The organism is Humidisolicoccus flavus, assembly GCF_045689595.1.
GTDB classification, from domain to species: Bacteria; Actinomycetota; Actinomycetes; order Actinomycetales; family Microbacteriaceae; genus Humidisolicoccus; species Humidisolicoccus flavus.
In genome coordinates, this window is sequence record NZ_CP142724.1 from 558182 (window position 1) to 571539 (window position 13358).

At 60.0% G+C, this 13358-nt stretch carries 9 protein-coding genes; 8 read left to right on the forward strand and 1 reads right to left on the reverse strand.

Annotated elements, in window-relative coordinates:
- The first annotated feature begins 15 nt into the window (after positions 1 to 15).
- A complete protein-coding gene (locus tag U2H20_RS02665) occupies positions 16 to 1692 on the forward strand; it encodes a DUF885 domain-containing protein (RefSeq protein WP_430592960.1) in 1677 nt (558 codons plus the stop codon).
- 251 nt (positions 1693 to 1943) lie between these two features.
- On the forward strand, positions 1944 to 3392 hold the full coding sequence (gene rpsA / locus U2H20_RS02670; protein WP_430592961.1) for a 30S ribosomal protein S1: 1449 nt from the start codon (positions 1944 to 1946) through the stop codon (positions 3390 to 3392).
- A gap of 98 nt (positions 3393 to 3490) precedes the next feature.
- Here the strand turns inward: rpsA and U2H20_RS02675 are convergent, their stop codons facing one another.
- Positions 3491 to 4099 (reverse strand): DUF4126 domain-containing protein, encoded by a 609-nt coding sequence (locus U2H20_RS02675; protein WP_430592962.1) that lies wholly within the window; start codon positions 4097 to 4099, stop codon positions 3491 to 3493.
- Between the two features lie 113 nt (positions 4100 to 4212).
- Here U2H20_RS02675 and coaE point away from each other — a divergent pair, with 113 nt between their 5' ends.
- From coaE to rapZ, 6 genes are all read left to right on the forward strand, one after another.
- Positions 4213 to 4848 carry a dephospho-CoA kinase gene (gene coaE, locus U2H20_RS02680; RefSeq protein ID WP_430592963.1) on the forward strand — a complete coding sequence of 212 codons (636 nt, stop codon included), beginning with the start codon at positions 4213 to 4215 and terminating at the stop codon, positions 4846 to 4848.
- A 9-nt stretch (positions 4849 to 4857) separates the two neighbouring features.
- Complete coding sequence (gene uvrB, locus U2H20_RS02685) at positions 4858 to 6906, forward strand: excinuclease ABC subunit UvrB (protein ID WP_430592964.1); 2049 nt, start codon at positions 4858 to 4860, stop codon at positions 6904 to 6906.
- A gap of 90 nt (positions 6907 to 6996) precedes the next feature.
- Complete coding sequence (locus U2H20_RS02690) at positions 6997 to 7572, forward strand: Dps family protein (RefSeq protein ID WP_430592965.1); 576 nt, start codon at positions 6997 to 6999, stop codon at positions 7570 to 7572.
- Positions 7573 to 7688: 116 nt separating this feature from the next.
- The gene (gene uvrA, locus U2H20_RS02695) at positions 7689 to 10580 is read left to right on the forward strand and encodes an excinuclease ABC subunit UvrA (RefSeq protein ID WP_430592966.1); all 2892 of its coding nucleotides are present in this window, start codon (positions 7689 to 7691) and stop codon (positions 10578 to 10580) included.
- Entirely contained in the window at positions 10580 to 12487 is a 1908-nt protein-coding gene (uvrC, locus tag U2H20_RS02700; RefSeq protein WP_430592967.1) for an excinuclease ABC subunit UvrC, read from the forward strand. Before uvrA ends, uvrC begins: the two co-directional genes overlap by 1 nt.
- Before the next feature lie 32 nt (positions 12488 to 12519).
- A complete protein-coding gene (rapZ, locus tag U2H20_RS02705) occupies positions 12520 to 13350 on the forward strand; it encodes an RNase adapter RapZ (RefSeq protein ID WP_430593580.1) in 831 nt (276 codons plus the stop codon).
- The last annotated feature ends 8 nt before the right edge of the window (positions 13351 to 13358 follow it).

Sequence of the window (13358 nt, forward strand, 5' to 3'; positions counted from 1 at the left end):
TGCTACAGTCGAACTATGACTGAGAACGCAAAGAAGCGCACACAAACGCCGATCGACCGGATTGCCGAAGATGCTCTCACCAAGAGCCTCGAACTCTCTCCGACGGGCCGGGTCTACCTTGGCGCACCGGGCGACAAGAGCCAGTACGGCGATCTGTCACCCGCAGGGATGCCCGCTCGGATCGAGCTCGCGAAAGCAACCATCGCAGCCCTCGAAGCGGAAGCTCCGCAGGACGATATCGACTGGGTCACCAAGGAGGATCTGCTTCGTGAAACCCGCCTCGATCTCGAGATCGCCGAATCAGGCTGGGCAGAACGCGACCTGAACAATCTTGCGAGCAATGCTCAGACGATTCGCGACATCTTCGACCTCATGCCGACGGCGACCGCTGAGCACTGGGATGACATCGCGCGCCGTATGCACAATGTGCCGGGCGCGATCGAAGGGTATATCGAGACGCTCCGGGCGGGAATCGAGCACGAGAACACTCCGGCTGCTCGCCAGATCCCGGCAGTGATCGACCAACTCAAAGAGTTCGAAGCTGGTCGCGGATTCTTCAAGGACTTCATCGCGGGGGAGAGCGCGAGCAACGCGAACCTCGGCGATGCGCTGCAGGCCGATCTCGTCTCGGGCGCAGAAGCAGCGACCCAGGCGCACGCAAGCCTCGCGGCGTTCCTTCGCGACGAGCTCGCTCCTGCAGCGAACCCCAACGACCCGGTGGGACGCGAGTATTACTCACTGCTCTCGAGGAGTTTCCTCGGCGCAACGATCGATCTCGATGAGACCTACGAGTGGGGGATCGCTGAACTCGAACGCATGCGTGTCGAACAAGAAGCGATTGCGAACGAGATCAAGCCAGGTGCGACCGTGCAAGAAGCGATCGAGTTCCTGGAACAGGATCCGAATCGAAAGCTGCACGGGACGAAAGCGTTGCAGGAATGGATGCAGCGTACGAGCGACGCCGCGATCGAAGAGCTCGGGAAGACGCACTTCGATATTGCGGAGCCGCTGAAGAACCTCGAGTGCATGATCGCCCCGACGCAGACTGGTGGTATCTACTACACGCCGCCGACCGATGACTTTTCGCGCGCCGGTCGTATGTGGTGGTCGGTGCCAGAGGGAGTGACCGAGTTCGACACCTGGCGCGAGCTGACGACCGTCTACCACGAGGGCGTTCCAGGACACCACCTCCAGCTCGCGCAAGCGGTGTACAACAAGGACGAGCTGAACGCCTGGCGCCGTATCGCGGGCACCTCGGGGCACGCTGAGGGCTGGGCGCTCTACGCGGAACGCCTTATGGAAAGCCTCGGATACCTCGATGACCCGGCAGATCGCCTCGGCATGCTCGACGGCCAGCGAATGCGTGCCGCGCGCGTCGTGCTCGACATCGGTGTGCACCTCGGCAAGCCCCGACTCGACGGCACCGGCACCTGGGACTTCGAGTACGCCTTCGAATTCATGAAGCAGAACGTCAACATGAACGAGCCTTTCGTGCGCTTCGAGGTCAACCGGTACTTCGGCTGGCCCGCACAGGCACCCTCGTACAAGGTCGGGCAGCGAATTTTCGAACAGATTCGCGATGAGGCCGCGGCGAAGGCCGGGAGCGACTTCGATCTCAAGCAGTTCCACATGCGAGTGCTGAACATCGGAGGTGTCGGTCTCGACACCCTTCGCGGAGCGGTCACTCGATAGCGATCGCATCCAATGTTGGTGGCCCGATCAATGATCGGGTCACCACCATTGTGCTTGGCTCAGCGCGTGTCCAATGTCCGCCTCGTCCAAAAACCTGACGCAACGCGCGGAATCGGTGTTGAGCAGTGAGAGAAAGGCGAGTAGGCTTATTTGGTCACAACTGTGGCAATCAGAAATTTCCGCTCGCTTTGGTGCGCACTCCAGAACTTCGTTCACCAAGGCCCGATTATGTCCGTGAAAGTACAAACTCTATGACCACTGCAACGACCAAAGCTCCGAAGCAGGTCGCTGTGAACGACATCGGCTCGGCCGAAGACTTCATGGCCGCCGTCGAGAAGACTCTGAAGTTCTTCAACGATGGCGACCTCATTGAGGGCACTGTCGTCAAGATTGACCGCGATGAGGTCCTTCTCGACGTCGGTTACAAGACCGAAGGTGTTATTCCCTCCCGCGAACTTTCCATTAAGCACGACGTCGACCCCACTGAGGTCGTCGAGGTCGGCGACAGCGTCGAGGCGCTTGTTCTTCAGAAAGAAGACAAAGAAGGCCGCCTCATCCTCTCCAAGAAGCGCGCACAGTACGAGCGCGCATGGGGCGACGTTGAGAAGATCAAGGACGAAGATGGCGTCGTGACCGGTTCGGTCATCGAGGTCGTCAAGGGTGGACTCATCGTAGACATCGGTCTGCGTGGATTCCTTCCTGCTTCGCTCATCGAGCTCCGTCGCGTTCGCGACCTCACGCCATACCTTGGCCAGGAGATCGAAGCGAAGATCCTCGAACTCGACAAGAACCGCAACAACGTCGTGCTCTCACGTCGTGCGCTGCTCGAGCAGACGCAGTCCGAGAGCCGCGGCCAGTTCCTCAACAGCCTCCAGAAGGGCCAGGTCCGTAAGGGTGTGGTCTCCTCGATCGTCAACTTCGGTGCGTTCGTTGACCTCGGCGGCGTTGACGGTCTCGTCCACGTTTCTGAACTCTCCTGGAAGCACATCGAGCACGCAAGTGAAGTGGTCGAGGTCGGTCAGGAAGTCACCGTCGAGATCCTCACGGTCGAGCTCGACCGCGAGCGTGTTTCGCTCTCGCTCAAGGCAACGCAGGAAGACCCATGGCAGGTCTTCGCACGCACGCACGCGATCGGTCAGGTTGCACCTGGAAAGGTCACCAAGCTCGTCACGTTCGGCGCGTTCGTTCGCGTCGCCGACGGCATCGAAGGCCTCGTGCACATCTCGGAGCTCTCGGGCAAGCACGTTGAGACCGCAGAGCAGGTCGTTTCGGTTGGTGACGAGGTCTTCGTGAAGATCATCGACATCGACCTCGAGCGTCGCCGCATCTCTCTCTCGCTCAAGCAGGCGAACGAGGGTGTCGACCCAGAGAGCACTGAGTTCGACCCAGCGCTCTACGGCATGCTCGCTGAGTACGACGACCAGGGCAACTACAAGTTCCCTGAGGGCTTCGACTCCGAGACGAACGAGTGGAAAGACGGCTTCGACGAGCAGCGCGAGCAGTGGGAAGCCGAGTACGCGGCAGCCCAGGCGCGTTGGGAAGCACACAAGGCTCAGGTCGTCGCTGCACGCGCGGACGAGGCAGAAGAGGCAGCCCTTGGTGGCTCGACCTTCTCCTCGACCGAAGCGGGCGCTGGCACCCTGGCAGACGACGAGGCGCTTGCAGCGCTCCGTGAGAAGCTGACGGGAAGCGCTGAATAGCGTTCGACGAGTTCACAAAAAGTGGCCGGGCAACTCGCCCGGCCACTTTTTGTCCCTCGTGCGGTTGATCGCAACGCGGATAGACGCCCGCAGCTGGGTTAGACCGAGTCGAATCGCTCAGAGAACCGAGCACGGGCACGGCGCTTGCGGATCAAGTAGATTCCAACCCAGACCAAAGCGATCAACCCGATGATGACCAGCAGGGGAGCGAGAATCGCAGCCAATGTCAGTCCAATGCTCGCTGCATCTTCGGCGGTCGATACGAGGGGAGCGGCGACACCGAGTGTCGCAAGGTTCGCGGCGGGGCGCGCCGCAGCCTTCGTCCCATGCACCGCAAGCGCGATCACGACGCCCACAACGATCGGAACCCACTGGTTGCTCTGGAAGAACGCGGCCGGGTCGGTCACCGCAAGGCTCGTCGCACCGGACGATGAGCCGAAGACGAGTCCACCGGAGGTTGGTCTGACGATCGTCTGAATGATGTCGTTGATCGAGTCCACTGCAGGAATCTTGTCCGCGACGAACTCGACGATGAGCAGCACGACCAGAATGACGAGCACCCATCCGTTGCTCAGCCAAGACCAGCCTTCTGGCAGATTCAGCGCTTCGGGGAAAAACCGGTTTGCAACGCCAACCGCGAGCAGCGGGACGTAGGCGTTCAATCCGGCGGCTGCGGCAAGCCCGCTACCGGTGAGAAATTCAAACATGGCATCTCCTCGGAGGTTTCTTGCTCGAATGCTACTCGTCCTCACCAATGGGGACCCGGGTGTTCCTGATCGACTGGCGTCCAGAACTCGGTGTTCTATGTTTCGATAGTGCTATGACGTTTCTCGGTCTCACAGGAGGCATCGCTGCTGGCAAATCAACGATTGCTCGCACGCTGCAGTCGCTCGGAGCGATCGTGTTCGATGCGGATGCGGTGGCGCGTGAAGTCGTCGAGCCGGGCGAGCCGGCGTTCGCGCTGATCGTGGATCGTTTCGGCCAGGAGGTGCTTCGCGCTGACGGGTCACTTGATCGCCAAGCACTCGGTCGAGTCATCTTCGACGACGCGACAGCACGGCGGGATCTCGAGCAGATCACTCATCCCGCAATTCGGGCACGCGTGCAGGAGCGAGTTCGGGCGATTCGAGCCGAGCACCCTGGCTCCGTCATCGTGTACGACATTCCGCTCCTCGTCGAGACGGGTGCTCAGTCCACCTTCGACTCGGTCGTCGTGGCTCATGCGCCCGTCGAAACCCGCATCGAGCGGCTCATCACTCGCCGCGGGATGACCCGAGAGGAAGCGGAGGCACGGATCGCATCGCAGGCCAGCGATGGGGAGCGCCTTGCGGTCGCAGATTACGTCATCGACACCGGCGGTTCGCTCGACCAGACTCACGCGCAAACGGAAGCGCTCTGGGCGGAGCTCCTCACGTTGTCAGCGAACGCCGACCATGATGTCAGTGGTTCCTCGTAGTCTGATCTGATGGAACCAACGCGCTCAGTACGGCCCTTCAAAGTCGTCAGCGAGTACACGCCCTCCGGTGACCAACCGAAGGCCATCGCCGAGCTGACGGCAGCGGTCAACCGAGGCGAAACCGATGTCGTCCTGCTCGGCGCAACCGGTACAGGCAAGAGCGCGACCACCGCGTGGCTGGTCGAGCAGGTGCAACGACCAACGCTCGTGCTGGCCCACAACAAGACACTCGCTGCGCAGCTTGCGAACGAATTCCGGGAGCTCTTTCCTGGCAACGCCGTCGAATACTTCGTCTCGTATTACGACTACTACCAGCCAGAGGCCTACGTCCCGCAAACCGACACCTTTATCGAAAAAGACTCCTCGCTCAACGCGGAAGTCGAGCGACTCCGGCACTCCACCACCAATTCACTCCTGAGTCGCCGTGACGTGATCGTGGTTTCGACCGTGTCGTGCATCTACGGTCTCGGCGCTCCGAGTGAATATCTCGAAGCGATGGTCGCGTTGCAGGTCGGCGCACGGTTCGACCGTCAAGAACTCATTCGTCGCTTCGTGCAAATGCAGTATCAGCGAAACGACGTCGCATTCACCCGCGGCACGTTCCGCGTGCGTGGCGACACCATTGAGATCATCCCGATGTACGAAGAGCTGGCGATCCGCATCGAACTCTTCGGTGACGAAATCGAAGGCCTGTATCACCTGCACCCGCTCACCGGCGATGTCGTCGAAAAACTCGATGCCGTGTCTGTTTTCCCGGGGAGTCACTATGTCGCATCGACCGATCGAATGAACCGGGCGATGAACACCATTCGCGACGAACTCGACAGCCAACTCAAGGTCTTCGAGCGCGAAAGTAAGCTCCTTGAGGCCCAGCGTCTCAAAATGCGAACGAGCTTCGACCTCGAGATGATGGAGCAAATCGGCTTCTGCTCCGGCATCGAAAACTACTCTCGCCACATTGACGGGCGAAACCCGGGCGAAGCACCCGATTGCCTGCTCGACTATTTTCCCGACGATTTCCTCGTCGTCATTGATGAATCACACGTGACAGTCCCGCAAATCGGTGCAATGTATGAGGGCGATGCGAGTCGAAAGCGCACTCTCGTCGATCACGGCTTCCGCTTGCCGAGCGCTCTCGACAACCGACCACTCAAGTTCCCTGAGTTTCTCGACCGAGTGCCGCAGAAGGTCTACCTTTCGGCGACGCCCGGCAAGTACGAGATGGGGCTCGCAGACACGGTGGTCGAACAGATCATCCGTCCAACCGGACTGGTTGACCCGCAACTCATCGTGAAGCCGATCAAGGGCCAGATCGATGACCTGCTCGAAGAGATCCGCGTCCGTACTGATCGCAATGAGCGCATCCTCGTCACAACGCTGACGAAGAAGATGGCGGAGGAACTCACCGAGTACTTCACAGAGTCCGGGGTTCGAGTGCGCTATCTCCACTCGGACGTCGACACGCTCCGCCGCGTCGAACTCCTCACCCAGCTCCGACAGGGAGTGTTTGACGTGCTGGTCGGCATCAACCTCCTTCGCGAGGGTCTCGATCTCCCAGAAGTTTCGCTCGTCGCGATTCTTGATGCCGATAAAGAGGGCTTCCTGCGCTCCTCGACTTCCCTCATTCAGACGATCGGTCGTGCCGCTCGAAACGTGAGCGGTGAAGTCCACATGTACGCCGACCGCATCACGGATTCAATGCGTCTCGCAATCGACGAGACGACGCGCCGTCGCGACATCCAAATTGCGTACAACCTCGAGCACGGGATCGATCCGACTCCGCTGCGAAAGCGCATCGCGGACATCACCGACGTGCTGGCACGCGAACAAGCCGACACCGAAGAACTCCTGAACGACCAGAAGCGTGGCGCTCCGACACCGCGCTTGAAGAAGAACCTCGCGACCGGTCCGGGTCAGCTCGAACAACTCATCAAAGACATGACCGATCAAATGACCGAAGCTGCGAGCGAACTCAAGTTCGAACTCGCGGCAAGGCTCCGCGACGAGCTCCATGATCTCAAGCGAGATCTCCGCCAGATTCGCGAAGGACAGGGCTAGGAAGGACTGCCTTCCCTTGCTAGCGCACGAATTGTTTCCGTGCCACAGTTGAAGAACTCCACGATGGACATCCGGAAGGAAGGACAAGGAATGTCGAAGAACTCAAACGTCAACACAACCTCGAACTCGAAGGCTGGGTTCACGGTTCCAGGCCTGACTGTCGACGCGGGCCACACGGTCGCGCTCACCCTGCAGAAGCAGTTGCACGCTCTGAACAGCCTGCACCTGACTTTGAAGCACGCGCACTGGAATGTCATCGGGCCCGGTTTTATCGCAGTGCACGAGATGCTCGATCCTCAGGTCGACCTGGTTCGTGGCTTTGTCGACGAACTCGCTGAGCGCATGGCAACCCTCGGTGTCTCACCGAATGGCTTGCCAGGGGCGCTCGTCGCTGATCGCACCGGTGGAGACTACGAGATCCACCGTGCCGGCACGCAGGAGCACATCGCAGGGCTCGACGTGGTCTATCAGTCAGTTGTCGCCGCACACCGCGACGCGATTGCTGCTGTGGGCGATGTCGACCCGATCAGCGAAGACCTGCTCATCGCACAGACCCGTGAACTCGAGCAGTTCCAGTGGTTCCTTCGCGCACATCTTGAAGACGCTGCGGGACACGTCGGCACAGTCCGCCAAGCGACCCCGCTTAGCGCAGCAAAGAGCGCGTAACACCGGCGAGCGATGAAGAGGGTGGTGTCCATTTGGACGCCACCCTCTTGCTGTGTCCGCAACCACAAGACTCCTGGCACGGCTTCCATGTCGGTGGTGGTCCGTAGACTGTATTGGTGAGCCCTCGCGAGTCTGCAACCCAACCTGCCCGCCCGACTACTGCACTGTCCCCAGAGCTGAAAGTCCGCGGAGCACGCGTCCACAACCTCAAAAACGTCGACCTCGAAATACCGAGAGATTCCTTGGTCGTGTTCACGGGCCTGTCCGGCTCAGGCAAGTCGTCGCTCGCCTTTGACACGATCTTCGCCGAGGGGCAGCGTCGTTACGTCGAATCTCTTTCTGCGTACGCTCGTCAGTTCCTCGGGCAAGTGGATCGGCCAGACGTCGATTTCATCGAGGGCCTGAGTCCGGCCGTCGCGATCGACCAGAAGTCGACCAACCGGAACCCTCGCTCAACCGTTGGCACGATCACCGAGATCTACGACTACATGCGCCTCCTGTGGGCGCGCATCGGAGTTCCTCACTGTGCGGTGTGTGGCGAGAAGATTCAACGTCAGACGGTGCAGCAGATCGCCGACGAGCTGATGGAACTTCCCGAACGCACGCGATTTCAAATCCTTGCGCCTGTCGTTCAGCAGAAAAAGGGTGAGTTCGTCGACCTCATCCGTAACCTGACCGCGACCGGGTACTCACGCGCAGTGATCGACGGCGAGCTCGTGCAACTCTCAGAGGCACCCGTCCTGAAAAAGCAGGTGAAGCACAACATCTCCGTTGTCGTCGACCGCATGGTTGCTGACTCCGGGATGCTCACTCGACTCACCGACTCACTTGAGACCGCGCTTCGATTGGCCGACGGTCTCGTCAAGATCGATTTCGTCGACGACGATTCGAAGGCAGGGGAGCGGATCTTCAGTGAGCGACTCGCTTGCCCGAATCGTCACCCCGTTGTCCTGACTGAGATCGAACCGCGAACATTCTCGTTCAACGCCCCGTTTGGCTCCTGCCCGGATTGCACCGGTCTCGGAACGAAGATGGCCGTCGACGAGGAACTCGTTCTCGGCGACCCATCGCTGTCGGTGAACGCCGGCGTGCTCCTTCCATGGACGCAGACCGGAAAGGGGCTCTACACCTACTTCGCGCGCCTCATGAAAGGTCTTGCCAAGGACGTCGGCTTCTCGCTCGATACGCCGTGGGAAGACCTCGATGAGGACGTCCGACGGATCATCCTCGATGGAACCGACGGAAACGTGATGATCGCATGGCGGAACCGCTTCGGCCGCGAGATCAAATACGCCAGCGGGTACGAGGGTCTGATGCCCTACATTCACCGCAAGTTCATGGAGGCCGACTCGGACTGGTCCCGACAGCGCCACGGTGAATTCCTGCGCGAGATCCCATGCCCGAGTTGCAACGGAGCGCGATTGCGCCCAGAAGTCCTTGCCGTGCATGTGGCAGACCGCTCAATTGCGGAGTTCGCGAACCTCAGCCTGCTCGAAGCGTTCGCCCTCGTCGACGGCTTCGAGCTGTCCGAGCGTGAGGTCAAGATCGCTGCAGCGGTGCTTCGCGAGATCCGCTCGCGACTCGAGTTCCTGATTCAGGTCGGCCTCGGCTACCTCACGCTCGCTCGTGCTGCCGGGAGTCTGTCTGGTGGCGAGGCGCAACGAATCCGACTCGCCACGCAGATCGGTTCCGGACTCACCGGAGTGCTGTACGTGCTCGACGAACCCTCGATCGGTTTGCACCAGCGGGACAACCGCCGGTTGATCTCGACGCTGATCGCCTTGAAAGAGCTCGGAAACACACTCATCGTCGTCGAACACGACGAAGACACGATCCGAACCGCTGACTGGATTATCGACGTTGGCCCGCGTGCCGGAGAGCACGGTGGCGAGATCGTACATTCGGGTTCTTACGAGGGCCTCCTCGCGAACACGAATTCCTTGACCGGCGACTACCTCTCGGGACGCAAGAGCATTCCTGTGCCCTCGCAACGCCGCCCCGTAGACCCAGACCGGAAACTGCAGATTCTTGGCGCGAAGGCCAACAACCTGCAGAACATCGATGTCGATATTCCCCTCGGGCTCTTCGTCGGCGTCACCGGCGTCAGTGGATCCGGAAAATCGTCGCTGATCAATGACATTTTGTACAAGGTGCTCGCCAACGGTTTGAACGGTGCTCGCCAAGTTCCCGCCCGCCACAAACTGGTCACAGGCCTCGAACAGCTCGACAAGGTCGTCCATGTCGATCAGGCGCCGATCGGCCGCACCCCTCGATCGAATCCGGCGACGTACACCGGTGTATTCGACAAGATCCGCACACTGTTCTCTGAGACCTCGGAGGCGAAGGCTCGCGGCTATCTCCCTGGCCGATTCAGCTTCAACGTCAAGGGCGGCCGTTGCGAGAACTGTTCGGGCGACGGCACCATCAAGATCGAGATGAACTTCCTTCCTGATGTCTACGTGGCGTGCGAGGTCTGCCTGGGTGCTCGGTACAACCGCGACACGCTCTCGGTGCACTACAAAGGAAAGAACATCGCGGAAGTACTCGAAATGCCGATCGACGAGGCTGCGGACTTCTTCGAACCGATCACCTCGATCCATCGCTTCTTGAAGACGCTCGTCGAGGTCGGTCTCGGGTACGTTCGTCTCGGCCAGAGCGCGACGACGCTCTCTGGCGGCGAGGCGCAGCGAGTCAAGCTCGCCACCGAGCTTCAGAAGCGCTCGACGGGTCGGAGCATCTACGTGCTCGATGAGCCAACCACTGGTCTGCACTTCGAAGACGTGAGAAAACTGCTCCTCGTGCTGAACGGGCTCGTGGAAAAGGGCAACACGGTCCTCACGATCGAGCACAATCTCGACGTGATCAAGAGCTGTGATTGGCTCATCGATCTCGGGCCCGAGGGTGGATCTGGCGGTGGAACACTGATCGCAACCGGCACACCCGAAGAACTTGCAATGGTGAAGGAGAGCCACACGGGCGGATTCCTTCAAGAGATTTTCGCGAAGTAGTGTCAGAAACGGTCCCGTACAAGCCTGCGGTTGGGGAGATCCCAACCGCTCCTGGGGTGTACCGGTTCCGTGACGAGCAGGGCCGGATCCTGTATGTCGGAAAAGCGAAGAACCTTCGTTCCCGACTGTCGAATTACTTCCAGCCGCTCCGGAGCTTGCACGAACGCACCCGAAGAATGGTCCTCACCGCCACGAATGTGGAATGGACGATCGTCGGGAGTGAATACGAGGCTTTGCAGCTCGAATTCACCTGGATTAAAGAGTTCGATCCACCGTTCAATGTGCAGTTCCGTGATGACAAGTCGTATCCATACCTCGCGATCACCTTTGGAGATGAAGTCCCGCGAGTGCTCGTGACGAGGAACCGCGACATCAAGGGAGCGCGCTATTTCGGTCCGTACACGAAAGTTTGGGCGATTCGAGAAACACTTGATCTCCTCCTCAAAGCATTCCCAATGCGCTCGTGTAGCTCGACTATCTTTCAACGTGCGGTCAAGACGAATCGCCCCTGCCTCCTCGGCGATATCGGCAAATGCAGCGCGCCCTGCGTCGGCAGGATCTCCGTCGAGGATCACCGCGGTCGCGCTCGTGAATTGAGTGCCTTTATGGCTGGCGCCGATCAAGGGATCGTGGCCGAACTTCGGGAGCGAATGATGCAGGCGAGTGGTCGTCTCGAGTTCGAGCGCGCGGCGACACTTCGCGATCAACTCGCCGCACTCGAGACCGTCATGAATCGCAGCACCGTCGTCCTCCGGGATGGCGTCGATGCCGACGTGTTCGGGCTCGTGCACGACGAACTCGCGGCTGCGGTGCACTTGTTCATGGTGCGCGGCGGAAGAATTCGAGGAACGAAATCCTGGGTCGTCGATACTGAACTCGACGTCAGCCCGGCCGAAATCGTGTCGCAAATGCTCCGAATCGCGTATGAGGGGAGCGACGCACCTGCCAGAGAAGTGCTTGTTCCGCTGCTTCCGAACGACTCTGAAGAGCTCGAACTCTGGTTGCAGTCGCGACGCGGTGCTGCCGGTCTGAACTCGCGCACTGCACTTCGTGTTCCGCAGCGTGGTGAAAAGAAGGCAATTGCCGATTCCGCGAACGTGAACGCGGCCCACGCGCTGCAGGTCGCAAAAACTCGACGAACGAGCGACTACGTCACTCGAACCCAGGCACTCCAAGACATTCAAGATGCACTGGGAATGCCGGAAGCTCCTTTGCGAATCGAGTGTTTCGATGTGTCGCACCTCGGCGGAACAAATATCGTCGCTTCGATGGTCGTCTTTGAAGATGGTCTTCCTCGAAAAGACCAGTATCGAAAGTTCGCGATTGCGGAATCGACCGACGACACCGATTCAATTGCCCAGGTCATCACTCGACGCGCAAAATACCTCCATGCACCACCCGAGATCGAAGGCGAACAGCGCCCACGGTTCGCTTATGCCCCGCAGCTGCTCATTGTTGACGGCGGCAAACCGCAGGTGCAGGCGGCCAAACGCGCCCTCGATGCTGCCGGAGTAACCGGAATTGCGCTCGTCGGCATTGCAAAGCGGCTTGAAGAACTCTGGTTACCGGATTCCGACTACCCGGTGATCCTTCCGCGCTCGAGCGAGTCTCTGTTCCTCATTCAGCGACTGCGAGATGAAGCCCACCGGTTCGCGATCTCGTTCCAGCGGCAGAAGCGCTCGAGCGCGATCGCCAGTGAGCTCTCGACGATCGCCGGGCTCGGGGAGTCGCGAGTCAAGGCGCTTTTGCGCCATTTCGGTTCGGCGAAGCGAGTTCGTGCTGCCAGCGTTGAGGCCCTCGCGGAGGTCGAAGGTATCGGCCCGAAGTTGGCCGAGACGATCGCGGCTCGGTTGAGCCCCGGTACAGTTGAAGGAGCAGTCCCGCCAACAGATGAGGAGCAGTTGTGACACCAACGCGCGAAGTGCTCATCATTACCGGCATGTCAGGTGCAGGTCGCTCGACCGTCGCGAACGCGCTTGAAGACCTCGGGTTCTACGTCGTTGACAACCTGCCACCAACAATGCTTCGCGCTCTTGTCGAGCTCGTGCGTTCTTCTGCAGACGAGTTTCCGAAGCTCGCAATCGTTGTCGACGTTCGCGGAGGCGTGCTCTTCGACGACGCAATGGCACTGATCCAAGAACTGCGCGATGGTTTTCCCGTCCAGGTGGTGTTCCTCGAGGCAACCGATCAGACCCTGGTTCGTCGCTTCGAGCAGGTTCGTCGGCCACACCCTCTGCAAGACACGGGGACGCTCATCGACGGCATCACAACCGAGCGCGCTCGCCTGCAAGGGATCCGTGGCCTCGCGGACCTGCTGATCGACACGAGCGATCTGAACATCCACCAGCTTTCAACCCGTGTTGCCGAACAGTTCAGCCATGGCGGGCACCCGGGTGTGACCTTGACCGTCATGAGCTTCGGCTTCAAATACGGCCTTCCCGTCGACGCCGATCACGTCGCAGACATGCGCTTTCTGCCGAATCCGTTTTGGCAGCCAGAGCTCCGCCAGCTCACCGGTCAAGACAAAGCTGTGTCAGACTACGTGTTTGCGCAAGAAGGCGCCGAATCTTTTATCGAGCACTACCATCGCGCCCTCACGCCAGTTCTTGAGGGCTACCAACGAGAAAACAAACACCACGCCGTGTTCGCAATCGGATGCACCGGTGGAAAACACCGCAGCGTTGCGATTGCAACAAAACTTGCAGAGCAGTTTTCAGAGCTGCCCGGCGTCGTCGTTAACTTGAAACACCGCGACCTCGGTCGCGAGTAACGATCACA